25 protein-coding genes are annotated in these 23,931 nt (G+C 71.4%); 18 read left to right on the top strand and 7 right to left on the bottom strand.

Translation table 11 applies throughout. The features are described 5' to 3' along the window. Nucleotides 1-13: 13 nt before the first annotated feature. The 12 genes from AB0F04_RS32195 to AB0F04_RS32140 all read left to right on the top strand — a co-directional run bounded on the left by AB0F04_RS32195 (nucleotide 14) and on the right by AB0F04_RS32140 (nucleotide 11,787). Nucleotides 14-1,087 carry a WYL domain-containing protein gene (locus AB0F04_RS32195; protein ID WP_362048053.1) on the top strand — a complete coding sequence of 358 codons (1,074 nt, stop codon included), beginning with the start codon at nucleotides 14-16 and terminating at the stop codon, nucleotides 1,085-1,087. A gap of 89 nt (nucleotides 1,088-1,176) precedes the next feature. Continuing rightward, nucleotides 1,177-1,473, top strand: coding sequence for a hypothetical protein (locus AB0F04_RS32190; RefSeq protein ID WP_199825721.1), 297 nt, complete (start codon nucleotides 1,177-1,179; stop codon nucleotides 1,471-1,473). Nucleotides 1,474-1,518: 45 nt separating this feature from the next. Beyond that, nucleotides 1,519-1,713, top strand: coding sequence for a hypothetical protein (locus AB0F04_RS32185; protein WP_362048050.1), 195 nt, complete (start codon nucleotides 1,519-1,521; stop codon nucleotides 1,711-1,713). Nucleotides 1,714-1,973: 260 nt separating this feature from the next. Next, nucleotides 1,974-2,255 (top strand): Sec-independent protein translocase subunit TatA, encoded by a 282-nt coding sequence (tatA, locus tag AB0F04_RS32180; protein WP_033311911.1) that lies wholly within the window; start codon nucleotides 1,974-1,976, stop codon nucleotides 2,253-2,255. A 47-nt stretch (nucleotides 2,256-2,302) separates the two neighbouring features. Continuing rightward, nucleotides 2,303-3,256 (top strand): twin-arginine translocase subunit TatC, encoded by a 954-nt coding sequence (gene tatC, locus AB0F04_RS32175; protein WP_362048048.1) that lies wholly within the window; start codon nucleotides 2,303-2,305, stop codon nucleotides 3,254-3,256. Nucleotides 3,257-3,458: 202 nt separating this feature from the next. Continuing rightward, a complete protein-coding gene (locus AB0F04_RS32170) occupies nucleotides 3,459-3,848 on the top strand; it encodes a hypothetical protein (RefSeq protein ID WP_362048045.1) in 390 nt (129 codons plus the stop codon). A 120-nt stretch (nucleotides 3,849-3,968) separates the two neighbouring features. Further along, on the top strand, nucleotides 3,969-6,773 hold the full coding sequence (locus AB0F04_RS32165; protein ID WP_362048042.1) for a DEAD/DEAH box helicase: 2,805 nt from the start codon (nucleotides 3,969-3,971) through the stop codon (nucleotides 6,771-6,773). Between the two features lie 397 nt (nucleotides 6,774-7,170). Then, entirely contained in the window at nucleotides 7,171-8,814 is a 1,644-nt protein-coding gene (locus tag AB0F04_RS32160) for an ATP-binding protein (RefSeq protein ID WP_362048039.1), read from the top strand. Next, entirely contained in the window at nucleotides 8,811-9,218 is a 408-nt protein-coding gene (locus tag AB0F04_RS32155) for a roadblock/LC7 domain-containing protein (protein WP_104778667.1), read from the top strand. The genes AB0F04_RS32160 and AB0F04_RS32155 overlap by 4 nt, the downstream gene beginning before the upstream one ends. Then, nucleotides 9,215-9,613, top strand: coding sequence for a DUF742 domain-containing protein (locus AB0F04_RS32150; protein WP_362048037.1), 399 nt, complete (start codon nucleotides 9,215-9,217; stop codon nucleotides 9,611-9,613). Before AB0F04_RS32155 ends, AB0F04_RS32150 begins: the two co-directional genes overlap by 4 nt. Continuing rightward, nucleotides 9,594-10,214, top strand: a complete 621-nt coding sequence (locus AB0F04_RS32145; RefSeq protein ID WP_362048035.1) for an ATP/GTP-binding protein — start codon at nucleotides 9,594-9,596, stop codon at nucleotides 10,212-10,214. The genes AB0F04_RS32150 and AB0F04_RS32145 overlap by 20 nt, the downstream gene beginning before the upstream one ends. A gap of 55 nt (nucleotides 10,215-10,269) precedes the next feature. Then, complete coding sequence (locus AB0F04_RS32140; protein ID WP_362048033.1) at nucleotides 10,270-11,787, top strand: cytochrome P450; 1,518 nt, start codon at nucleotides 10,270-10,272, stop codon at nucleotides 11,785-11,787. Here AB0F04_RS32140 and AB0F04_RS32135 read toward each other — a convergent pair. Further along, nucleotides 11,781-12,782 carry an RluA family pseudouridine synthase gene (locus AB0F04_RS32135; RefSeq protein ID WP_362048030.1) on the bottom strand — a complete coding sequence of 334 codons (1,002 nt, stop codon included), beginning with the start codon at nucleotides 12,780-12,782 and terminating at the stop codon, nucleotides 11,781-11,783. The genes AB0F04_RS32140 and AB0F04_RS32135 overlap by 7 nt on opposite strands. 80 nt (nucleotides 12,783-12,862) lie before the next feature. Between AB0F04_RS32135 and AB0F04_RS32130 the strand changes: the two genes are divergently transcribed. Continuing rightward, a complete protein-coding gene (locus AB0F04_RS32130) occupies nucleotides 12,863-13,444 on the top strand; it encodes a GNAT family N-acetyltransferase (RefSeq protein WP_362048028.1) in 582 nt (193 codons plus the stop codon). A gap of 35 nt (nucleotides 13,445-13,479) precedes the next feature. Here AB0F04_RS32130 and AB0F04_RS32125 read toward each other — a convergent pair whose 3' ends face one another. Beyond that, nucleotides 13,480-14,322 (bottom strand): siderophore-interacting protein, encoded by an 843-nt coding sequence (locus AB0F04_RS32125; RefSeq protein WP_362048026.1) that lies wholly within the window; start codon nucleotides 14,320-14,322, stop codon nucleotides 13,480-13,482. A gap of 113 nt (nucleotides 14,323-14,435) precedes the next feature. Next, a complete protein-coding gene (locus AB0F04_RS32120) occupies nucleotides 14,436-15,365 on the bottom strand; it encodes a 5'-3' exonuclease (RefSeq protein ID WP_362048114.1) in 930 nt (309 codons plus the stop codon). 98 nt (nucleotides 15,366-15,463) lie between these two features. Between AB0F04_RS32120 and AB0F04_RS32115 the strand changes: the two genes are divergently transcribed. The 3 genes from AB0F04_RS32115 (at nucleotide 15,464) to AB0F04_RS32105 (ending at nucleotide 17,225) form a co-directional block, all read left to right on the top strand. Further along, nucleotides 15,464-15,607 (top strand): hypothetical protein, encoded by a 144-nt coding sequence (locus tag AB0F04_RS32115; RefSeq protein WP_362048024.1) that lies wholly within the window; start codon nucleotides 15,464-15,466, stop codon nucleotides 15,605-15,607. 332 nt (nucleotides 15,608-15,939) lie between these two features. Continuing rightward, nucleotides 15,940-16,509: an XRE family transcriptional regulator gene (locus AB0F04_RS32110; protein ID WP_362048022.1), complete on the top strand. Its 570-nt coding sequence runs from the start codon at nucleotides 15,940-15,942 to the stop codon at nucleotides 16,507-16,509. Next, a complete protein-coding gene (locus tag AB0F04_RS32105) occupies nucleotides 16,506-17,225 on the top strand; it encodes a helical backbone metal receptor (RefSeq protein ID WP_362048020.1) in 720 nt (239 codons plus the stop codon). Before AB0F04_RS32110 ends, AB0F04_RS32105 begins: the two co-directional genes overlap by 4 nt. Here the strand turns inward: AB0F04_RS32105 and AB0F04_RS32100 are convergent. Then, on the bottom strand, nucleotides 17,137-18,288 hold the full coding sequence (locus AB0F04_RS32100) for a TDT family transporter (protein ID WP_362048017.1): 1,152 nt from the start codon (nucleotides 18,286-18,288) through the stop codon (nucleotides 17,137-17,139). The genes AB0F04_RS32105 and AB0F04_RS32100 overlap by 89 nt on opposite strands. Before the next feature lie 70 nt (nucleotides 18,289-18,358). Between AB0F04_RS32100 and AB0F04_RS32095 the strand changes: the two genes are divergently transcribed. Next, nucleotides 18,359-19,288, top strand: a complete 930-nt coding sequence (locus AB0F04_RS32095; RefSeq protein ID WP_362048014.1) for a LysR family transcriptional regulator — start codon at nucleotides 18,359-18,361, stop codon at nucleotides 19,286-19,288. 118 nt (nucleotides 19,289-19,406) lie between these two features. Here AB0F04_RS32095 and AB0F04_RS32090 read toward each other — a convergent pair whose 3' ends face one another. The 3 genes from AB0F04_RS32090 to AB0F04_RS32080 form a co-directional block, all read right to left on the bottom strand. Then, nucleotides 19,407-20,081, bottom strand: a complete 675-nt coding sequence (locus tag AB0F04_RS32090) for a gamma-glutamyl-gamma-aminobutyrate hydrolase family protein (protein WP_362048111.1) — start codon at nucleotides 20,079-20,081, stop codon at nucleotides 19,407-19,409. A 39-nt stretch (nucleotides 20,082-20,120) separates the two neighbouring features. Further along, nucleotides 20,121-21,566 (bottom strand): ethanolamine permease, encoded by a 1,446-nt coding sequence (gene eat / locus AB0F04_RS32085; RefSeq protein WP_362048011.1) that lies wholly within the window; start codon nucleotides 21,564-21,566, stop codon nucleotides 20,121-20,123. A 155-nt stretch (nucleotides 21,567-21,721) separates the two neighbouring features. Next, a complete protein-coding gene (locus AB0F04_RS32080) occupies nucleotides 21,722-22,462 on the bottom strand; it encodes an FCD domain-containing protein (RefSeq protein ID WP_362048008.1) in 741 nt (246 codons plus the stop codon). A gap of 98 nt (nucleotides 22,463-22,560) precedes the next feature. Between AB0F04_RS32080 and AB0F04_RS32075 the strand changes: the two genes are divergently transcribed. Continuing rightward, nucleotides 22,561-23,925 (top strand): glutamine synthetase family protein, encoded by a 1,365-nt coding sequence (locus AB0F04_RS32075; protein ID WP_362048005.1) that lies wholly within the window; start codon nucleotides 22,561-22,563, stop codon nucleotides 23,923-23,925. Nucleotides 23,926-23,931 lie beyond the last annotated feature (6 nt).

Below are 23,931 nucleotides of genomic sequence, written 5' to 3'. Positions count from 1 at the left end.
GAGCGGAAAGACAGTGGCAGGCAAACCGGTCAGGCCCGTGAACGCCATCGACCAGACGCGGCGGATGCTCTCGCTGGTGACGTATCTGAAGGAGCGTCCCGGAGCCCGGGTCGAGGACGTCGCGCGCGCCTTCGGCATCAGCGAGGACGAGCTGGTCTCCGACCTGGACGTGCTGCCCATGTGCGGCACCAGTTTCCGCGGCGGCGACCTGCTCGACATCGACACCGACGGCGAGCGCATCTGGTGGCACAACCCGGCAGCGCTCGCGGCGGAGGCCGCCGAGCCGCTCAGACTCGCCGCCGACGAGGCCACCGCCCTGCTCGTCGCCGCCCGGGCGGTGGCCACGCTGCCCGGACTGCGCGAGAGCGACCGGCAGGCGCTGCTGCGGGCGACGGCCAAGGTGGAGACCGCGGCCGGCGAGGCGGCGGGCGCCAGCTCGCGCCTGTCGGTGACCTTCGAGTCCGAGGGCGGCGTCTTCGCGGACGTCGACCGCGCGATCGCCGAGCGCCGCCGGTTGTGGATCCGCTACTACTCGCCCGCGCGCGACGAGGTCACCGAACGGGAGATCGATCCCATCCGCCTGGTCAGCGTCGGGCACACGTATGTCGAGGCCTGGTGCCGCCGCTCCGAGGCGCGCCGCACCTTCCGGCTCGACCGGGTCGCCGAGATCAAGATCCTGGACGAGCCGTCGGCGCCGCCCGAGATCGAGCTGCGCGACCTCTCGGAGGCGCTGGTGCAGCCGGCTGCCGAGGACCCCGAGGTCGTGATCGAGGTCGGGCCCGGTGGCCGCTGGGTCGCGGAGTACTACCCGCACGACAGTGCGGATGAGCTCCCGGACGGTGGGCTGCGTATCACTCTGCGGACCCCCGACCCGGCGTCGCTGCGGCGCCTGGCCCTGCGGCTCGGGCGGGACGGCCGGATCGTCTCGCCGCCGGAGCTCGCCGACAGCGCCCGGCAGGCGGCCCGGGGGGCGCTGGCGGCGTACGACGGGATCGAGGCGGCGGGGACGGCCGGCGTCCCGGAGGACCTGCGCGGGCGGCACGCGGTGGGGGCGGTTGTGGACGGGCCGGGCGACGGGCCGGAGTGAGTCACGGACGCCCTCCGGGGTCCACGGCCGGACCGCGACACCGGTCGTGCGCCGCGGAGGCGTACGACCCGAGGAAGAGGAGCGAGGGCTTGAGCGAGTCGGTGACGTCCGGTGGTGCCGGGGGCATGACGGTGGAGTCCGCGTTCGCGGGGATGAGAAGCGTGACCCCGGTCGTCTTCCGGGCGGGCTGCCCCGACTGCCGGGAGCACTGCGAGCTCGCCGCGGGCGCGCTGCGCCTGGCCATCGGCGCCACGAGCCGCACCACCTTCTACTCCTTCACCTGCCCGGAGTGCGGCGCGTCCGTCCGCAAGCCCGCGGGGGAGCGGATCGTGGAGCTGCTCACCGGTGGCGGCGTGCGGACCCTGCGCCTGCACTCCACCGTCTAGCGGGCCGGGCGTCGCGGCGGTTCGGGAAGGTCTAGGCTCGGCGTCATGTTCTGGCCGATGTTCGCGGTTGCGGTGGGTTTTGTTGGTCTCGTGGTGCTCGGGGTGCTCGCCGTGCGGGTTTTCGTGGAGACCCAGCGCCTGGGCAGGCAGGTCACGGACTCGGCGCGCCGTATCAGCCGCGCCGCCGAGGACCTGGAGCGGTCGGCGCAGAGCGCGGCCCGTTCCGTCGACGCTCTGTGAGGTGTCCGGTCGGCGGCTGTGAGTTGCGTTTCGGGACACTTCGCCCTGTCACGTCGGCGGTTCGTGCAGGTACGCTGCTGGTCGCGGCCCGGTTAACGAGGCACTGGTCGCGGACGGGAGTGCGCGCAAGGGATGCAGAGGGATTGCCTCACGTTTACCCCCGAGCGTTACGATCGCTGCCAGCACGATCGTTCGGACACATGTCCGACCGGTCGGACAGCACCCCCACCACAGCCGCCTCGGTGAGAAGGTAAAGACTTATGTTCGGAAGGCTCGGAGCCCCCGAGATCATTCTCATCCTCGTCGTCATCATCCTGCTGTTCGGCGCGAAGAAGCTTCCGGACATGGCTCGGTCGCTCGGCAAGTCGGCCCGCATCCTCAAGAGCGAGGCCAAGGCGATGAAGGACGAGAACAAGTCGTCCACGACCCCGGCCGGCCCGCCCAACAACGACGAGCCCTCGCAGCGCACCATCCAGGCAGCGCCCGGAGATGTGACCAGCTCGCGCCCGGTCAACGAGCCCACGGACACGACCAAGCGCTGACGCAGGGCCGGTGACCTCCGGCCCGCCGCACGAGATGGGAACGTGGGTTGCTGAAGTCTGCCCGCAAGCAGGAGAGGGATCCCGAGGGGCGCATGCCCCTCGCGGAGCACCTTCGCGAGCTCCGCAACCGGCTCGCCAAGGCGATGCTGGCGATCGTCCTCGTCACGGTCGTCGCCGCCTTCTTCTATTACGACATCATCAACTTCATCACTGAGCCGATCCTCAGCAAGGTCGGCTGCAACATGACCTTCGAGGAACTGTCGAAGTCCTCGAAGGAGCAGTGCGCGCAGATCACTGTGAACGGCCTGCTGATGCCGTTCACGCTGGCGCTGAAAGTGTCCCTGATGGCCGGCGTTGTGCTCGCCTCACCGGTCTGGCTCTACCAGCTGTGGGCTTTCGTCGCGCCCGGCCTGCACAAGCACGAGAAGAAGTACGCGTACGCCTTTGTCGGGATGGGTGCCCCGCTCTTCCTGGGCGGCGCCTTCTTCGCCTATAAGGTGCTGCCCACCACGGCGAAAGTGCTCCTCGACTTCACGCCGTCCGGTGTCTCCAACCTGTTGCCGCTGGATGACCTGCTCGATCTCGTCACGCGCATGGTCCTTGTGTTCGGCCTCTCCTTCGAACTGCCTCTGCTGCTCATCTTCCTCAATCTCACGGGAATGATCACCGGCAAGCGCATGCTCGGTTGGTGGCGCGCGATGATCATGGGTATCACTCTGTTCGCGGCCTTTGCGACGCCGAGCACGGATCCGCTGAGCATGCTGGCGCTTGCCGGGCCCATCTGGGTGCTGTACTTCGGTGCGGTCGTCTTCTCCCTGCTCAACGACCGTCGGCGCAGCCGCCGTGAGGCGCTGGGCCCCGCCGACGACGAGGCCTCCGAGCTGGATCTCACGCCGGAGGATATCGGCGGGATCGAGCCCGTGGCCGCCAACCGCGTCGCCCTGCCCGAGCAGGCGAGCTCGGACAGCTCGCGAGTGAACGGGTACGACGACTACACGTAACCGCCTCTGTGATCACACGTGCAAGGTGCCTCCCCTGGCCGCAGGGGAGGCACCTTGCACGTGTGCTCCTTGACCGACGGTGCGCGAGGTGATCACGACAAGGTAACGATGAGAAAAAAGCAAAGATCAGTTCACCTGCTTGAATGATAAAGTCGGATCTTGAAAGCTTCCGTCGGTTTTTCTTGAAGTTGGGGGAGAAATGTTGAGACGACCGATCTTGGGTGGGGCGCTGGCCGTGGCATCCGCGGCGGGGATGATCGTCGGATTCTCCGGGTCGGCCCAGGCGGCGACCTGCTACTGCTCGTACAACAGCAACAACACCGTCGTGGGCCAGGTCACGTTCAATGACGACGCTGACCGGTTCTACGTCTGGGACACTCACGCGGACGGCCACGGCGTGCGGGGCTACCTCCTGAACTCGAACTTCAAGGTTCTGGACACCGCATACGACGGTTCGGGTGCGGACTCGACCATCGCGAGCTTCCAGTACGACGTCAAGGAAGGCGTGACGTACTGGATCAAGGTCGGCACGGTCGACGGAGCCTCGGACACCACCACGTCGAACACCTACGAGTACAACTTCTACGAGTGATCGATCGCGCCGCCTCGGTGACCGGAGGCTGTGCCGTCCGGTCACCGAGGCGGTCGCGCCGGAGATGAAGAATAAAGATCGAGTCCACTGTCAGTGCGGCCCGGTACGCTCGAAAGCACGATGACAGAGGACCTCTCCCCGGCCGAGCGGTACGCGGCAGCCCGCAAGCGCGCTGCCGAGCAGGCCACCGCGCTCGCCTCCTTCCGCGAGATGTACGACTTCGGCCTCGACCCTTTCCAGATCGAGTCCTGCCAGGCGCTCGAGGCCGGCAAGGGCGTGCTCGTCGCCGCGCCCACCGGCTCCGGCAAGACGATCGTCGGCGAGTTCGCCGTCCACCTCGCCCTCCAGCAGGGCAAGAAGTGCTTCTACACGACACCCATCAAGGCCCTGTCGAACCAGAAGTACGCCGACCTGTGCCGCCGCTACGGCACGGACAAGGTGGGCCTGCTCACCGGCGACAACAGCGTCAATTCCGAAGCGCCGGTGGTGGTGATGACCACCGAGGTGCTGAGGAACATGCTGTACGCCGGTTCCCAGACCCTCCTCGGTCTCGGCTACGTGGTCATGGACGAGGTGCACTACCTCTCCGACCGGTTCCGCGGAGCCGTGTGGGAAGAGGTGATCATTCACCTCCCCGAGTCGGTCACGCTGGTCTCGCTCTCGGCGACCGTGTCCAACGCCGAGGAGTTCGGCGACTGGCTGGACACGGTCCGCGGCGACACCGAGGTGATCGTCTCCGAGCACCGGCCCGTCCCGCTGTTCCAGCACGTGCTGGCAGGGCGGCGGATGTACGACCTGTTCGAGGAGGGCGAGGGCCACCGGAAGGCCGTCAACCCCGACCTCACGCGCATGGCGCGCATGGAGGCGAGCCGGCCGTCGTACCAGGACCGCCGGCGTGGCCGGGCCATGCGCGAGGCCGACCGTGAGCGCGAGCGCCGTCAGCGGTCCCGGATCTGGACGCCGAGCCGGCCCGAGGTCATCGAGCGGCTCGACGCCGAGGGGCTGTTGCCCGCCATCACCTTCATCTTCAGCCGTGCCGCCTGTGAGGCCGCCGTCCAGCAGTGCCTGTACGCGGGGCTCAGGCTCAACGACGACGAGGCCCGGGAGCGGGTGCGCTCCCTGGTCGAGGAGCGCACGGCGTCGATCCCGACCGAGGACCTGCACGTCCTCGGTTACTACGAGTGGCTGGAGGGCCTGGAGCGCGGCATCGCGGCCCACCACGCGGGCATGCTGCCGACCTTCAAGGAGGTCGTCGAGGAACTCTTCGTACGCGGCCTGGTCAAGGCCGTGTTCGCGACCGAGACCCTCGCCCTCGGCATCAACATGCCCGCCCGCTCGGTGGTGCTGGAGAAGCTCGTCAAGTGGAACGGCGAACAGCACGCGGACATCACCGCGGGCGAGTTCACCCAGCTGACGGGCCGTGCCGGACGGCGCGGCATCGACGTCGAGGGCCACGCCGTGGTGCTCTGGCAGCGCGGCATGAGCCCCGAGCACCTCGCGGGCCTGGCCGGCACGCGCACCTACCCGCTGCGCTCCAGCTTCAAGCCGTCGTACAACATGGCGGTCAACCTGGTCGAGCAGTTCGGGCGGCACCGCTCGCGCGAACTGCTGGAGACGTCGTTCGCGCAGTTCCAGGCGGACAAGTCGGTGGTCGGCATCTCCCGGCAGGTGCAGCGCAACGAGGAGGGTCTCGAGGGCTACAAGGCCTCCATGACCTGTCACCTCGGCGACTTCGAGGAGTACGCACGGCTGCGCCGCGAACTGAAGGACCGGGAGAACGAGATCGCCCGGCAGGGCGTGGCGCAGCGGCGTGCGGAGGCCGCCGTCGCGCTGGAGAAGCTGAAGCCCGGTGACGTCATCCACGTCCCCACCGGCAAGTACGCGGGCCTGGCGCTGGTGCTGGACCCGGGCCTGCCGGCGGGCCGTTCGAACGGTCACCGCGGCTTCGACCACCACGACGGGCCGCGCCCGCTGGTGCTGACCGCCGAGCGGCAGGTGAAGCGGCTGGCGTCGATGGACTTCCCGGTGCCGGTCGAACCGCTGGAGCGGATGCGGATCCCGAAGTCCTTCAACCCCCGCTCCCCGCAGTCCCGTCGGGACCTCGCCTCCGCGCTGCGCACCAAGGCCGGGCACATCCCGGCCGAGCGGCACCGCAAGCGGCGCTCCCAGGCGGCCGACGACCGTGAGATCGCCCGGCTGCGGACCGCGCTGCGCGCGCACCCCTGCCACGGCTGCAACGACCGTGAGGACCATGCCCGCTGGGCCGAGCGGTACCACCGGCTGCTGCGCGACACCTCGCAGCTGGAGCGGCGGATCGAGGGCCGTACGAACACGATCGCCCGGACGTTCGACCGCATCGTCGCGCTGCTGACGGAGCTGGACTACCTGCGCGCCGACGAGGTCACCGAGCACGGCAAGCGGCTCGCGCGGCTGTACGGCGAGCTGGACCTGCTCGCCAGCGAGTGTCTGCGCGAGGGTGTCTGGGAGGGCCTGGGCCCTGCCGAACTGGCGGCGTGTGTCTCGGCGCTGGTGTTCGAGTCCCGGGTCGCGGACGACGCGATGGCGCCGAAGGTGCCGTCCGGCAAGGCCAAGGCCGCGCTGGGCGAGATGGTGCGGATCTGGGGGCGGCTCGACGCGCTGGAGGAGGAGTTCCGGATCACCCAGACCGAGGGGGTCGGGCAGCGCGAGCCCGATCTCGGCTTCGCCTGGGCCGCGTACGAGTGGGCTTCCGGGAAGGGGCTCGACGAGGTGCTGCGTGAGGCGGAGATGCCGGCGGGGGACTTCGTGCGGTGGTGCAAGCAGGTCATCGACGTGCTGGGGCAGATCGCGGCGGCCGCTCCGCAGGGTTCCACCGTGGTGAAGAACGCGCGTAAGGCCGTTGATCTGTTGCTGCGGGGAGTGGTCGCCTACTCGTCTGTGGGGTGATCGTCTGAGGCGCGGGTGCCGCTGGTTCCTGGTTGCTCGCGCCCACGCGGCGGAGCCGCACTTGGACACAGCCCCGCGCCCCTTAGGGGCACTGTTCCGAGGGTCCCTCACCCGTGAAGGTGGGGGACTTTCGTACGCCCGTACGCCGTCACGTTGTGCATTCGAACGATGTCGCAGCGTGTAAACGGGTGAGCGTACTATCCCTTCGCGTCCGGTTTCCGGTAGTCGCTGAATATGACACAGCGATGATCCGGTCGGACTAAGCTCGCCCGCAGCGCACCGGCTTGAGATGAATTCGTGCGCTTGTTCCCCAATGTGCGGAAGATCCCGACAGCTTCATGACATACCCCCCGGCAAGTCCCCCCGAACCTCAGTCGACTCCTGTCAGAAGGCCCACATGGTGAGTGTTCAGTCCCCGCCCGGTCGCCGTGAACTCCCCTACACGCGCGTGCTGTTGCTCCCGGCCATAGTCATGGCCGCGGCAACCGGAGCCGCCGTCGCGCTGGTGACGGAGCCGGCCCGGGGTGCCGTCGGCTGGTGCGGCGGCATCGCCACCGCGCTGGTGCTCGCCACGGCGGCCGAGGCGGTGCGCCGCGGCCGCGCGCTGCGCAACCAGCGTGCCGAGCACGCCCGGCACAGCGCGCATCTGGAACAGCGGATCGCCGCCCACGAGAACGAGATGGTCCGCTTCTCGAGGGAGATCATCCCCGCCGCGCTCGACCTGCTGCGGACCGGAGCATCCCCCAGAGAGGTGATCCGCAAGCTCGGCCTCGCCAGCCCGGAGTTCCGTGATCTCCCCGAGCCGCAGGCGGAGACCCTGCTGAGGGTGCTCAAGATCGTCGACTACGAAGTGACGATGCGCGACGCCGCCGCGCGCTCCTTCGTCAGCGTCGCCCGCCGTGTCCAGGCGATCATCCATCAGCAGGCCGAGGAACTCAGGGAGATGGAGGAGGACCACGGCCGCAACCCCGAGGTCTTCGACGACCTCCTGCGCATCGACCACGGCAACGCCCTGATCGGCCGCCTGGCCGACTCCGTCTCCGTCCTCGGCGGCGGCCGCCCCGGACGGCAGTGGCCCGCTCCGGTGTCCCTCTACAGCACCCTGCGCGGCGCCATGTCCCGCATCCTCGAGTACCGGCGCATCCAGCTGTCCTCCATCGCGAAGATCAGCGTCAAGGGCATCTACGTCGAGCCGGTCATCCACGCCGCCGCCGAACTCCTCGACAACGCCACGCGCTACTCGCCGCCGCAGACCAAGGTGCACGTCACCGCCACCGAGGTGCAGACCGGCGTCTGCATCGAGATCGAGGACGGCGGTGTCAACCTCAACGAGGAGGCACGTGCCCGGATCGAGGGCATGCTGGAGGCCGCCAAGGCGGGCGTCGACCTCCAGGACATCGGCGAACACCCGCGCCTCGGCCTGGCCGTCGTGGGCCGCCTGTGCACGGCGTACAACATGCAGGTCTCGCTGCGCGCCTCCGCGTACGGCGGCGTCCGCGCCATCCTCATCGTGCCGAGCGAGATGATCACCCACGAGCCCGGTGTCGGACTCGCCCACGGCATCGGCGCCACCGGCATCCCCATGACGGTCGGCATCCCCGAGGGCCCCAAGCGGGCGCCCAAGAGGCGACGCCCCACCAGCCCGAAGATCCCCGCCACGGTCTCCCTGGAGGACGACGACGTCCCCGAGGTCACCGAGTGGACCTCGAACGGCCTGCCGCAGCGCCGCAGCAAGGTGAAGATGCCGCTCGCCGAGCGCCTCGCCCAGCAGGCCGCCAACGAGAAGGCCGACCGGGAGGCAGCCGAGCGCGGCGAGTACAACCCCTGGGCGGCCGCGCAGGAGCCCGAGACCAAGCCCTTGCGCGACATGTCGGCGCCCGACGCCCCCGGCAAGGGCCTGGAGGCCTTCTGGGAGGGGCTCAAGCAGGGCATCGAACCCGGCACCCACCCGACCGACTTCATTCGCAACCCGCACAAGTACCTGCACCTGATCAACGATCCGGCTCCCACCGAGGCCGACGACGAGGGGGACCTCAAGTGATTCAGCAGCGAGGCAACTTCGACTGGATGCTCAAGCAGCTCGCCGACGGCGTGCCGGGCATCGAGATGATCGTGGTGCTCTCCGCCGACGGCCTGCGCATCGCCCGCTACGGCGGCGAGCCGGACGCGGCCGACCGGGTCGCCGCGGCCTGCGCCGGCCTGCAGTCCCTCGCGGGCAGCGTGTGTCAGGAACTCACCGTGGGCGACGGCGAGATGAAGCTCGTCATGATCGAGATCGACCAGGGCTACTTCTACCTCATGGACGCCGGTGCCAACGCCTTCCTCGCGGTGCTCTCCGACGTCCGGTGCGAACCCGGCCGGATGAGCGCCATGATGCGCGACCTGGTCGTCCGGATCGGCGGCCACCTCACCAGCCCGCCCCGGCGGAACGGGCAGATCGTATGACGCCTCCGCAACGCCAGAGGCGCGACCTGGTCCCGGAGCCGCCCACGCCGCCTCAGGGCGAGGACAAACCCGGGAACCCGGAGCGGATGTACGTGGTGGCCGGCCCGGACGGCGAACGGGCCGAGCTCGACCTGGTGACGTTAATCGTGGCGCGGGCCACGGACCCGCCGCCCTCCGCCTCCCCCGAGCAGGCGGCGCTGCTCCGGCTCTGCGCCGCCCCCCTGTCCGTGGCCGAACTGTCGGCCTACCTCCACCTGCCGTTCAGCGCGATGGGCGTGCTGCTCACCGAGTTGCTGACGGCGGACCTGGTGCAGGCGCGCGCCCCGATCGTCCGCAAGGCGCGCTCCGACCGTTCCCTCCTCGAAGCGGTGATGAATGGACTTCAACGGCTCTGACACCCTCCCCGGCCCCCGGGCCGAGGACCAGCTGCCCCACACGGCGCAGGCCGCGGCCAAGATCGTGATCGTGGGTGGCTTCGGCGTCGGCAAGACGACCATGGTCGGCTCCGTCAGCGAGATCACACCGCTGACCACCGAGGAGACCATGACGCAGGCCGGCATCGGTGTCGACGACAACTTCGGTTCCGCGTCCAAGACGGCCACCACCGTCGCCATGGACTTCGGCCGGATCAGCATCACCGACCAGCTCGTGCTGTACCTCTTCGGCACGCCCGGCCAGCAACGCTTCTGGTTCCTGTGGAACGGCCTGTTCGAGGGCGCGCTCGGCGCGGTGGTGCTGGTCGACACCCGGCGGCTGGAGGTCAGCTTCGACGTCATGGGACGTCTGGAGGAGCGCGGCGTGCCGTTCGTGGTCGCCGTCAACTCCTTCCCCGACGCCCCCCGTTACGCCATCGACGAACTGCGCACGGCCCTCGACCTCACGCCGGACATCCCGATCATGGAGTGCGACGCGCGGCGCCGGGCCTCCAGCCGCGACGTGCTGATGACCCTCATGCGCTTCCTGCACTCGCTCGCCATGACGGGCTCCCGCGTCTGACCCGTGCGACCCCTCCCCCCCCCGGCCCCCTGGAACCACCTCCGGAGCGATCACTGTGACGCCTGAATCCCACGCCCCGACGACCACGGACGACCTCCCGTCCGGCCCGCCCCCCGGCTGCCCCGCGCACGGGCTCGGGCCCGGGGGACTGCACCGGCTGCACGAGGCGGAGGACCTGGGAGCGCTGTACGAGCAACTGCGGGACCAGCACGGTCCCGTGGCGCCCGTGCTGCTCCACGACGACGTGCCGATGTGGATCGTCCTCGGCCACGCCGAGAACCTGCACATGGTGCGCTCACCCTCCCAGTTCTGCCGGGACAGCCGTATCTGGACCCCGCTCAGGGAGGGCCTCGTCAAGCCCGACCACCCGCTGATGCCGCACATCGCCTGGCAGCCCATCGCCTCGCACGCCGAGGGCGACGAGCACAAGCGGTTGCGCGGCGCGGTCATGGGCGCCATCTCCACCATCGACTTCCGCAGCCTGCGCCGCTACATCAACCGCAGCACGCAGACGATCGTCAACCGGTTCTGCGAGGCGGGCGAGGCGGACCTCGTCGGCCAGTTCACCGAGCACCTGCCGATGGCGGTGATGTGCGAGATCCTCGGCATGCCCGAGGAGTACAGCGACCGGCTCGTCGAGGCCGCCCGCGACGCCCTCAAGGGCACCGACACCTCGCTCGCCAGCCACTCCTACGTCATGGACGCCCTGAGCCGGCTCACCGCCACCCGCCGCGCCCGGCCGGAGGAGGACCTCGCCAGCTACCTGATCACGCACCCGGCGCGACTGAGCGACGACGAGGTCAGGGAGCACCTGCGCCTGGTGCTCTTCGCCGCCTACGAGGCCACCACCAACCTGCTGTCCAACGTGCTGCTGACGGTGCTGATCGACCCGCGCTTCCGGGCCCAGCTCAACGGGGGCCAGATGACGGTGCCGGAGGCGGTGGAGCAGTCCCTGTGGAACGAGCCGCCCTTCAGCACGGTCTTCGCCTACTTCGCCAAGCAGGAGACCGAGCTGGGCGGGCAGCGCATCCGCCGGGGTGACGGGCTGCTCTTCGCGCCGCTGCCGGCCAACGTCGACCCGCGGGTACGGCCGGACCTGAAGGCCAGCATGCAGGGCAACCGTTCCCACCTCGCCTTCGGCGGCGGCCCGCACGAGTGCCCCGGGCAGGACATCGGCCGCTCCATCGCCGACGTGGGCGTCGACGCGCTGCTGATGCGGCTGCCGGACGTGGAACTGGACTGCGATCAGGAGGAGTTGCGCTGGACGGCGTCCATCGCCTCCCGGCACCTGGTGGAGCTGCCGGTGCAGTTCGCGCCCAGGCCGCCGCAGGACGTGCAGGAGGTACCGAACCACAAGCCGGTCGCCGCGCAGCGCTCGGACTGGCAGATCGGCAGCGCGCAGCCCCCGGCCGCCGCTCCGGCCGTGGCGCAGTCGCCGCCGGTCGCCGCGCAGCCGCAGCCGGCCCAGGTGCAGCCCCAGCCCCAGCCGGTGCCGCCGCAGCCGGCCGTCGCAGAAGCGCCCCGTCGCAGGGGTGTGTGGCAGCGGTTCCTGAGCTGGTGGCGCGGTTACTGACCGTCTGACGGGTCGTCGTACGTCCCGTCGGCCCACCGGTCGTACGACGCCCAGGCCGTGAGGGTCCGGCCGCTGCGGAACCGGTGCTCCTCGCCCGTGACCGGGTCGGTGAACTCCAAGGACCGCGCCAGCAGTTGCAGCGGCCGGCGGAAGTCGCCGGCCGGTACGGGGGCGGTCACCTCCGGGTAGAGCGGGTCGCCGAGGATCGGTACCCCCAGCGCGGTCATGTGGACACGCAGCTGGTGCGTCTGCCCGGTGGCGGGCGCGAGCCGGTACCGGGCGAGCCCGCCGGGGCCGTCCTGCCCGCCGGGGCGGTCGCGGTGTTCGACGACCTCGATGCGGCTCACGGCGTTGGGCTCGCCCGCCACCTCCCGGGCGGTGAGCACTCCGCGATCCTTCACGATCCGGCTGCGAACCGTCCGGGGCAGGGCGAGGCCGGCGGCGAAGGGGGCGACGGCTTCGTACTCCTTGCGGACCCGGCGGTCGCGGAACAGCGTCTGGTAGGCGCCGCGCTCCTCGGGGCGCACCGTGAACAGCACGAGTCCCGCGGTGAGCCGGTCGAGCCGGTGTGCGGCGCTGAGCGTCGGAAGGTCCAGCTCGCGGCGGAGCCGGGCCAGCGCCGTCTCGGCGACATGGCCGCCGCGCGGGGTGGTGGCGAGGAAGTGGGGCTTGTCGGCGACGACGATGTGCTCGTCCCGGTGCACGACCTCCAGCGGGAAGGGCACCGGCACCTCGTCGGGCAGGTCCCGGTGGAACCACACGAACATCCCGGGCTCGAAGGGGGCGTCCGCCGCGACGGGCCGTCCGTCCGCCCCGACGATCCGGCCCGCGTCGAACATGCCCTCGACGACTCCGGCGCCGGCTCCGGAGAGCCGCTCCACCAGGTGTTCGCGCACCGTCCCCCAGGTGCCGGTGGCGGGCAGCCGCACCCGCGCCGGATCCACGCCCCGGCGCTGCGGCAGAGGAGAGGGCGGGATGCGGGTCTTGCGTCTCATCGCGGCCCAGCGTACGAGGCCGGTGCGGCGGGGCGGAAAACCACTGGGAGTGTCCTGAGGGCGCTTGCCAGGATGCGGGCATGCCGTTTCTCATCAGCCCTGTTCTGACCGCCGGGACCCTCGCGGGTCGTCCCCAGCCCACTCTCCCCGCCGACGGCGGACTCGTCCTGCGCCCGTGGCGGGAGGGGGACGCGCCCGCGGTGTACGAGGTCTTCCAGGATCCGGTGATGCACCAGTGGCACGCCCGGTCCGCCGATTCCGTCGCGGAGGCCGGTGACTGGATCCGCGCGTGGCACCAGGCGTGGGAGGGCGAGCGGGAGGCGCACTGGGCCGTGGCCGACGCGGATTCCGGTGCGCTGGTGGGCCGGGTGGCGCTGCGTGAGCTCCGGCTCGACGACGGGACGGCGGAGGTGGCGTACTGGACCGTCCCCGAGGCCCGGGGCCGGGGCGTGGCCGGCCGTGCCACGACCGCGCTCACCCGCTGGGCCCTCGACGAGACCGGCTTCCACCGCCTGGAGCTCCTGCACGCGGTGCGCAACGAGGCGTCCTGCCGCGTCGCCGCCAGGACCGGCTTCGGCCTGGAGGGCACCAAGCGCAGTGCGGTCATGCAGCCGGACGGATGGCACGACATGCATCTGCACGCCCGGGTGCGGGGGGACTGAGGCGGCGTCCGCGCCCTTGACCGCAGGTCGGTCGCTCAAGCCGCCGGCACGCTCTCCTGCTCCGCCTCGATCCGGGCGCTCCACTCGCGCTTCGACGCCTGCCAGCCGTCCTCGTTGTGGCCGCGGCGCCAGTAGCCGGAGATCGACAGGGCCTCGCGCGGGACGTGGCGTTCGACGCGGAGGAGATGGCGCAGCTGCTTGACGAAATGGGCCTCGCCGTGGACGAAGGCGTGCACGCGGCCCTCGGGGAACTCCAGGTTCCGCACGGCGTCGACCAGCGTCTCGCCGAGGGGCCGGGCCCCGCGGTGCAGCCAGACGACCTCCACGGCCGCATCGATCTTCAGCTCCTCCTCGGGGCCGGAGATCTCCACGAAGGCGTACGCCCGGGCGCCGCGCGGCAGCGCCTCCAGGGCGCAGGCGATCGCGGGCAGCGCGCTCTCGTCCCCCGCGAGCAGGTGCCAGTCGGCGGCAGGGTCGGGCGCGTACGCCCCACCGGGGCCCATGAAGCGCACGGTCTCGCCCGGCCGGACCCGCACGGCCCACGGGCCGGCGAGGCCCTCGTCGCCGTGGATGACGAAGTCCAGCGTCAGTTCGCGGTGCTCGGCGTCCCACTGACGGACGGTGTAGGTCCGGGTCACCGGCCACTGCTCACGCGGCAGCTCGGCCCGTACGCGTTCCAGGTCGAAGGGCTCGGGATAGGTGACGCCCACCGGCGGGAACAGCAGCTTCACGTAGTGGTCGGTGCAGGTGCCGGCCACGAAGTCGGCGAGGCCCTCGCCGCCGAGCACCACGCGCTGCATGTGCGGGGTCAGCCGCTCGGTGCGGACGACCTGCGCGGAGTGGACCCTGCGCGGCTGGCGTCCCGGTCGCTCTGCCATGAGGACCTCCCTGTCTCACATAGTTAGGGTTACCTAAGTTAGCACCTTGTTCTCACTTCACACCTCTCGTGCGGGAAGGTCCCGGCGTTGTCTTACCAACTCTTAAGGAAAGATCAGCCCGCGAGCGTCGTCAGCAGGCGCTCCAGGGAGCCGCCCAGTCCCCAGCGGGCCGCCAGAGCCTCCAGGGCCGCCGGGTCGCGAGGGGCGCGCGGCAGTGCCGTGGAGACGTCCGGCAGGGGTACGTCGTCCGCGACCCGGACCACCTTCGGAGCGACCGCGAGGTAAGGGCGCGCCTCGTCGAGCCGCCTGCGCTGCGTCGGCGTCAGCTTCGACCCCCGGTCCTCGATCGCCGCCATGATCCCGGCCAGATCCCCGAACTGGGCCAGCAGCTTGGCGGCCGTCTTCTCACCGATGCCCGGCACGCCCGGCAGGCCGTCGCTGGGGTCGCCGCGCAGCAGAGCCAGATCCGCGTACCCGCTGCCGTCGACCCCATACTTCTCCCGCAGCACCGCCTCATCGGTGTGCTGCAGGGTGCCCACGCCCTTCAGCGGGTACAGCACGCGCACCCCGCGTGCGTCGTCCACCAGCTGGTACAGGTCGCGGTCGCCCGTCACGATGTCCACCGGCCCCTTCGCCCGGGCGGTGAACGTGCCGATCACGTCGTCCGCCTCGTACCCGGCGACGCCCACGCGCGCGATGCCCACCGCGTCCAGCACCGCCTCGATCACCGGCACCTGCGGCGACAGCGTGTCGGGCACCTCCTCCTCGTCCGGGCCGACCGCGTGCTCCTCGGCGACGCGGTGGGCCTTGTAGGACGGGATCAGCTCCACCCGCCACTGCGGCCGCCAGTCGGCGTCCATGCACGCCACGAGGAGGTCCGGCCGGTGGTCCCTGACCAGACGGTCGATGAAGTCGAGCAGTCCGCGCACGGCGTTCACCGGCGTGCCGTCCGGGGCCCGGACCGAGTCCGGAACGCCGAAGTAGGCGCGGAAGTACAGGGAAGCGGTGTCGAGGAGCATCAGTCGTCCGGTCACGCCACGCATCATGCCGTACGCCACCGACAGGAACTCGCCTCGAATGTGACGCGCCACACCCGCGATCCCGGCCGGGCCGAAGCGCGCCTACGCCGGCACGGAGCCCGATGGCCGTCACCCCCCGGTCGTCGCCGCACCGGGCGTACAGCGAGAGCGAGATCAAGGACCGCGGCCCGGGGCATGAGGAGGAGGCCGTGGCCGACTGGCTCGAGCAGCACCCGGACATGGTGCGGAGGATGACTCCGCAGTAGGGTTCCGGGGTGGGACGCGCGACACGCCGCGTCCCGCCCCGGCCCCGGTCACACGAGCGGGATCCGGACAACCACAGAGTGCTACGCCACCCCCTGAACTCCCTCCCTCCGCCTGTTCCCGCAGTGGGCGGGCCGCCTGCCCCGTCCCCTTCGGCTGCGGATCGCCTGGCGCGAAGTGTGAGGTGTCGAGGTGTCCCGTATGACAGCGATGTGACGGCCGCCTGAAACGGTTTGCCGAACATGCGTAGGGTGCAGACAACTCAACAGAAGCAGTGCGCGCGGACACCGCCGCACGGGGAGCGGATCGACGGGCGAAGGAGGGAGCCGGAGCGATGGGCGACCACAAAGAGCAACCCCTTCGGGTGGGCGCGGCCGTGCGCCGGCGGCGCCGCGCCCTCGAGCTCACCCTCGCCGTCGTGTCCGCGCGCAGCGGCCTGTCGGTTCCGTTCCTGAGCCAGATCGAGAACGACCGGGCGCGGCCCAGCACCAGTTCCCTGGAGAAGGTCGCCGACGCCCTGCGCACCACGGCCGTGGAGCTCCTCGCCGCGGCCGACCCGGCGTGCAGCGTGGACGTCGTCCGCGCCGACGGCATCGAGCCGCAGCCCTTGCCCCGGGCCCGCTCCCTGGTCCGCGGCCACCACCAGATGCACGCCTCCGAGTTCACCGGCGACCATGACGCCGGCCGTGAATTCCAGTACCGGAACGACCAGTTGATGTACGTCGCCGACGGCGCCGTGGAGATCGAGGCGGAGGGCCGCGCCTACCGCCTGGGCCGTGGCGACACGCTGTACCTGACCGGCGGGGTCCGGCACCGCTGGCGGGCGGCGGAATCGGACACCCGTGTGATCGTCGTCGCCGTGGCGGAGCACATCGAGGCGGTCCGGGCCCGGCCACGCCGGTGAGGGTCGTCTCGCTGGTCCCCTCGCTGACCGAGGCCGTGGCCCGCTCCGCGCCCGGCATCCTGGCCGGCGCCACCGACTGGTGCACACACCCCCCGGACCTGGACGTCGTACGGGTCGGCGGCACCAAGAACCCGAAGACCGACCGGATCCGCTCCCTCGCGCCCGACCTGGTGATCGCCAACGAGGAGGAGAACCGCGCACCCGACCTGGCGGCTCTGCGCGCGGCGGGCGTCGAGGTCCTGGTGACGGAGATCCGCGACGTGCCGCAGGCCTTCCGGGAACTGGCCCGGGTGCTGGACGCCTGCCGGGTGGCGTCCCGTCCGCGCTGGCTGGACGAGGCGGAGGAGGCCTGGGCGGCCCTGCCGGAGCCCGCGACGCGGCTGACGGCCGTGGTACCGATCTGGCGCCGTCCGTGGATGGTCCTCGGCCGGGACACCTTCGCGGGAGACGTCCTCGCCCGTCTCGGCGTGGACCACGTGCACGCGACGCACCCCGAGCGCTACCCGCGCGTCCCGCTGGAGGAACTCCGCGCCGCGGCCCCCGGCGTCGTGGTGCTGCCGGACGAGCCGTACCGCTTCACCGCCGGCGACGGCCCCGAGGCCTTCCCCGGTCTGCCCTGCGCGCTCGTCAGCGGACGGCACCTGACGTGGTACGGACCGTCACTGGCCGAGGCACCGCGGGTGCTGGGGCGGGCGCTGCGAGCAGCTCGCCCCTGAGCAGTCCGCGCACGGTGCCCACGACGGCCGTGCCCCACGCCGGGACCAGCACCGCGTACAGCAGCACCGCCGGGCCCGCGAAGACGACGAGCCCGGTGTGCCGGCCCAGCGCCTCGGTGCCCGTGACACAGGTCCCGACCGGGAAGGTGAACGACCACCAGGTCATCGAGAACCGCATCCCGTGCCGCCGGGCGCGCAGCACATGGGCGGCGGCCAGGCAGGCCCACAGCAGCGCGAACCCCATCACCGGCACGCCGTAGAGCACGGCGAGGATCCCGAAGCCCTCGCTGTACGGCTCCGGGACGACGCCGGGCGCGACGTCCGCGAAGGCGCCGACGGCGGTGGTGGACTGCCCGAGGGGGCCGAGTACCAGGAACAGGGCGGGGGTCAGGGCGAGGGGCAGCGGTCCGCCGGTGAGCGTCCGGGCGAAGACCAGCGGCAGCATGACCAGGGTCGCGAGCAGGCTGAGCCCGAACAGCGCCAAGCAGGCGAGGAGAAGCGTCTCGCGGGCCTGACCGGGCGGCAGATGCGGCACCAGCTGCGGTCCGACGGCGGCCGACACCATGGGCGCGACGAGCGGCAGCAGCCAGACCGGCGTGGCCTGTCCCGGCTCGACCCGGTGGCGTACGGCCATCAGATACGGCACCGCGACGGCCGCTGCGAGGCCGATCAGCGTGCCCGCGGTGAACAGCACCGCGTCGAGCGTCACGGCCGCCCGCAGGCCGATCCAGTCCCGGCCGACGGTGAGGGCGCCGCCGCCCACCGCCAGCAGGGCCATGGCGAGGCAGCCGTAGAAGGGCGCCGTCGCCGGATCGAGGAGATGGGCGCGGGCCTGGTCCCGGTGCCGTGTCCAGTGCACGGCCCGCGCGCCGAGCAGGGTCACGAGCAGCGCGAGCGAGAGCGCCCACACGGCCGCGAGCACGCCGCGCAGCCCCGTGACGTGCGGTGCGAGGGCGGCCCCGGCGGTGGCGACGACGGCGGTGCCCATCACGGTGGCGTACCAGTTGGGTCCGAGATGACGGACGGAGAGCGGGTACACGAGGGGCTGGGCTGCGGTGACCATGACCCCACGATGGGTCCGGGCCGAGCGCACCACCAGGGACCATGCCTCTATGGCGGCATAAGCTGGGTTTATGAGCAACGCGGATGAGCAGGCCGGGCCGGAGGGCGGCGGGTCCCTGGCGCACCGGGTGCCGGATCTGGGCGCCCTGGAGCTGCTGCTGGCGGTGGCGCGGCTCGGCAGTCTCGGCGGGGCGGCGCGGGAACTCGGCATCACCCAGCCCGCGGCCAGCAGCCGCGTCCGGTCGATGGAGCGGCAGCTCGGCGTGGCGCTGGTCGACCGCTCACCCCGCGGGTCCCGGCTCACGGACGCCGGTGCCCTGGTGACGGACTGGGCGCGGCGGATCGTGGAGGCGGCGGAGGCGTTCGACGTGGGGGCGCAGGCGCTGCGCGTCCGCCGCGACTCCCGGCTGCGGGTGGCCGCGAGCATGACGATCGCGGAGTATCTGCTGCCCGGCTGGCTGCTCGCGCTGCGTGCGCAGCGGCCCGACACGGCGGTGTCGCTGCACGCGGGGAACTCGACGGTGGTGGCGGAGCGTCTGCTGTCGGACGAGGCGGATCTGGGGTTCGTGGAGGGGCTGTCGGTGCCGGCCGGACTCGACTCCGCGGTGATCGCCCATGACCGGCTGATCGTGGTGACCGCGCCGGGGCACGCGTGGGCCCGGCGACGGAAGGCGCTGGCAGCGGGGGAGCTGGCGTCGACGCCGTTGATCCTCCGCGAGAAGGGCTCGGGGACACGGCAGGTGCTGGACGCGGCGCTGGGCGGGCTGGCCCGGCCACTGATCGAGTTGTCGTCCACGACGGCGGTCAAAGCGGCGGCGGTGAGCGGTGCGGGCCCGGCGGTGCTGAGCGAACTGGCGGTGGGGGAGGAGCTCGCGATGCGGCGGCTGGTGCCGGTGCCGGTGGAGGGGGTCGCCCTGGCGCGGGACCTGAGGGCGGTGTGGCCGACGGGGCATCGCCCCACCGGTCCGGCGCGGGACCTGCTGTCGCTGACGCGGGGATAGTGGTGCGCCGTAACCAGGGGGCTCCGCCCCCTGGATCCCCGGCCTGTGCCCGCCCACCACCCGAATCGGTGGGCCAGGAGGCCCGGCTCGCGGGCCGTGGGCCGAAGCCCTCCGGAGGTCACCCGCCGGAAGCCGCCTCCACCAACGCCCCCATCACCCGCACGTCCTCTCCCATCTCCGGGTGCCACTGCACCCCCAGCACCCAGTCGGCCGACGGCAGTTCCACCGCCTCCACCGTGCCGTCCGCCGCGTACGCCGACGGGACGAGGCCCTCGCCCAGCCGGTCCACGGCCTGGTGGTGATAGGTCGGCACGAAGGTCTCCTCCGGCACCACACCGGCGTACAGACTGCCCGGCACCGGCTTCACCTCGTGCCCGCCGAAGACGCCCACGACCTCCGCGTGGCCGTCGATGTGCTGCAGGAGCGTCCCCCCGAGCGCCACGTTCAGCAGCTGCATGCCCCGGCAGATCCCCAGCAGCGGCAGCCCCGCCATCAGCGCGGCCTCGATCAGTGCCAGCTCCCACGCGTCCCGCTCGGGGGCCGGCGGGCCCGTCCGCGGCTCGCGCTCGGCCCCGTAGCGCACGGGCTCCACGTCCGGACCGCCCGCGATGACCAGCCCGTCCAGCCGGGCCACGGCAGCCGCGGCGTGCCGCGGGTCGTCCGGCGGCAGCATCGCGGCCAGGCCGCCCGCCCGCTGCACCAGCCGGGGGTAGCCGACCGGCAGCAGCGCGGCCTCCAGCTCCCACACGCCCCAGCGCGCACCGGATTCCAGGTAGGTGCTGACACCGATCAACGGCCTGGTCACGACGACTCCCTCACGCTCTCGGACGACTCAGTCCCTTGCCAACTCTGCCTCGGCGGCCGCCAGCGCCGCGAACTCCTCCTCCGGCGCCTTCGCCACCAGGTGCTTGCGGCTGTACAGGCCGAAGTAGGCGACGGCCACGGCGTACACCAGCAGGGCGATCAGCGCCGCCGTCACGTCCACCAGGAACGTCGCCACCAGCGCGGCGCACGCCAGCACCAGGGCGACCGACGACGTCACGACCCCGCCCGGCGTGCGGTACGGCCGCTCCAGCTCCGGCTCCCTGCGGCGCAGCACGATGTGCGACAGGGACATCAGCGCGTAGGAGATGGTCGCCCCGAAGACCGCGATGTTCAGCATCCGCGCGCCGTTGCCGGAGACCGCCGCCAGCAGGAAGCCGATCGTGCCGGGCACCAGCAGGCCCAGGTAGGGCGCCTTGCGGCGGCTGGTGAGCGACAGGAACCGGGGCAGGTAGCCCGCGCGGGACAGGGCGAACAGCTGGCGCGATCCCGCGTAGATCAGGGAGAAGAACGACGCCACCAGGCCGGCGAGGCCCGCGTAGTTCACGATCCGGCTCAGGGTCGTCGCCTCGCCGTTCGGCTGGAGCGCCTCCACCAGCGGGTTGCCCGCCTCCTGGACCGCTGCGGAGCCGCGCGCCCCGGCCGCCGCGAAGAACGTGACCACCGCCAGCACCACCAGGATGCCCATCGACCAGCGGATCGCCTTCGGCAGCGTACGCGCCGGGTCCCTGGTCTCCTCGGCGGCCAGCGGCACGCCCTCGACACCGAGGAAGAACCACATGCCGAAGGGGAACGCCGCCCAGACGCCCAGCAGACCGAACGGCAGCCAGGAGCTCGACCCCGCCGCGGAGGTGTCGACCGGGATGTCGTCCAGCGACGCGAAGGAGAAGTCGGGCAGCGCCGCCAGCGCGAACACGATCAGGGCCACCACGGCGATGCCGGTGACGACGAAGCTGAAGCGCAGCGCCTCTCCGACGCCCCACAGGTGGATGCCGAGGAAGATCACGAAGCAGACCAGGTACACCGGCCAGCCGGACTCCAGGCCGAACAGCCCCAGCGACTCGACGTAGTCGCCGATGAAGATGACGATGGCGGCGGGCGCGAGGACGTACTCGATCAGGATCGCCGTGCCGGTCAGGAAGCCGCCCCAGGGGCCGAGCGCCCGCCGGGCGAAGCCGTAGCCGCCGCCCGCCGTGGGCAGGATCGAGGACAGCTCGGCGAGGGCGAAGACCATGCACGCGTACATCGCGCCCATGAGCACCATGGCGATCGCCAGGCCCCCGAAGCCGCCCTCGGCCAGGCCGAAGTTCCAGCCGGAGTAGTCGCCGGAGACGACGTAGGCGACGCCGAGGCCGGTCAGCAGCACCCAGCCGGCGCTGCCGCGGCGCAGTGCTCTGCGCTCCAGATAGTCGTCGCCCTCCGGGGCGGCGGGTGTGACGGTGGGTTCCTGGGACATGGGCTGACTCCCGACAGGGCGGCGGCGGTCACGGGACCGAGCAGGCTCCGACTCAATGGAATGGAGCCATACCTTTGCGGGCCGACCGGGGGATGGCAATACCCGTGCGTTAATCGCCCGTAAATCCTCACCGGGCTACGACATCCCCGCCCGGCTCAGCCGAGGAAGCCCCGCAGCAGTGCCGCCGTGCCCCCGCAGTGCTCGCGCATGATCTCCCGCGCCTGATCGGCCTCGCCCTCGATCACCGCCTCCACCAGGGCGGTGTGCTGCCGCTGGGAATGCTCCAGGTTGCGCACCAGCAGCGGGATGCAGTCGAGCAGATCGTTCACCGTCGCGCGGACGGCCGCGTACTGGGCGGTGAGCGTCGGGGAACCGGACAGCTCGGCGAGCGTGAGGTGCAGCAGCGTGTCCAGGCGGCGGTACTCGGCGAGCGGCGCGTCGTGCGTGCGCGCCAGGGCCTCGCGCAGCCGGTCCGCCTGCTTCTCGTCCAGCCCGTGCGCCGCGCACAGCCCGGCCGCGCCCACCTCCAGCACCTCCCGGAACCGCAGCACGTCCTCGATGTCGACCTCGGCCACCCGGCGCCGCAGCTCGTCCTCGCCGACCGCGTCGGCGCGCGGCAGCACGAACGTTCCGCCGTACCGGCCGCGCCGCGACTCGACCAGGCCCTGGTCCTGGAGCACCTTCAGCACCTCGCGCAGCGTGACCCGGCTGATCCCCAGCCGCTCCGCGAGCTCCCGCTCGGCCGGCAGCCGCTCGCCCCCCGGCACCAGACCCAGCCGTACGACCTGCAGGATCTGTTCCAGCGCCTCCTCGAAGCCGTTGCCCGCGCGCACCGGCCGCAGCACCGGCGTCAGCCCGTCGCGCTCCACCTCGCCGCCCCCAGCTTCCTCCGGCATGTGGCCGTACCCCCTTCCCAAGCAATGGTTCTCGGCAATACCTTATGGCTCCCGGCGGATCCAAGGCAGCGGATCCAAGGAGCCTAGGAGGCCTTCCCGTGGCAGACCGCACACCCCCGCTGAGCGTCGAGGAACTGCACGCCCTCGTCGCCGGCGGTGAGATCGACACTGTCGTCCTGGCCTTCCCCGACATGCAAGGGCGACTCCAGGGCAAGCGGTTCGCCGCACGTTTCTTCCTCGACGAGGTCCTCCGGCACGGCACCGAGGGCTGCAACTACCTGCTCGCCGTCGACACCGAGATGAACACCGTCGACGGCTACGCGATGTCCTCCTGGGACCGCGGCTACGGCGACTTCGCCATGCATCCGGACCTGACCACCCTGCGCCGGGTCCCCTGGAACGAGGGCACGGCCATGCTCCACGCCGACCTCGCCTGGAACGACGGCTCCCCGGTCGTCGCGGCCCCCCGCCAGATCCTGCGCCGCCAGCTGGAACGCCTCGCCGAACTCGGCTACACCGCCCAGGTCGGCACCGAGCTGGAGTTCATCGTCTTCAAGGACACCTACGAACAGGCCTGGGACGCCGGCTACCAGGGCCTGACCCCGGCCAACCAGTACAACATCGACTACTCGGTCCTCGGCACCGGCCGCATCGAGCCTCTGCTGCGCCGCATCCGCAACGAGATGGCCGGCGCCGGCCTCACCGTGGAGTCCGCCAAGGGCGAGTGCAACCCCGGCCAGCACGAGATCGCCTTCCGCTACGACGAGGCCCTGGTCACCTGCGACCAGCACTCCGTCTACAAGACCGGCGCCAAGGAGATCGCCGCCCAGGAGGGCATGTCGATCACCTTCATGGCCAAGTACAACGAGCGCGAGGGCAACTCCTGCCACATCCACCTCTCGCTCGCCGACGCCGACGGCACCAACGCCATGGCCGGGGACGGCGAAGGCGGCATGTCGGACGTCATGCGGCACTTCCTCGCCGGCCAGCTCGCCGCCCTGCGCGACTTCTCCCTGCTCTACGCCCCCAACATCAACTCCTACAAGCGGTTCCAGCCCGGCTCCTTCGCCCCGACCGCCGTCGCCTGGGGCCAGGACAACCGCACGTGCGCGCTGCGCGTGGTCGGCCACGGCCGCTCCCTGCGCTTCGAGAACCGCCTGCCCGGCGGTGACGTCAACCCCTACCTCGCCGTCGCCGGACTTGTCGCGGCCGGACTGCACGGCATCGAACAGAAACTGGAACTGCCCGAACCCTGCCCCGGCAACGCCTACGCCGCCGACCTCGACCACGTCCCCACCACCCTGCGCGAGGCCGCCGAGCTCTGGGAGAACAGCCCCATCGCCCGGGCCGCCTTCGGCGACGAGGTCGTCGCGCACTACCGCAACATGGCGCGCGTCGAACTGGACGCCTACGACGCCGCGGTGACCGACTGGGAGCTGCGCCGCTCCTTCGAACGCATGTGAGGTCCT

Source organism: Streptomyces sp. NPDC029041 (genome assembly GCF_040637515.1).
Lineage (GTDB): Bacteria > Actinomycetota > Actinomycetes > Streptomycetales > Streptomycetaceae > Streptomyces.
Note: the sequence above shows the minus strand (reverse complement) of the source record. Positions and strands in the feature narration are given on the sequence as shown.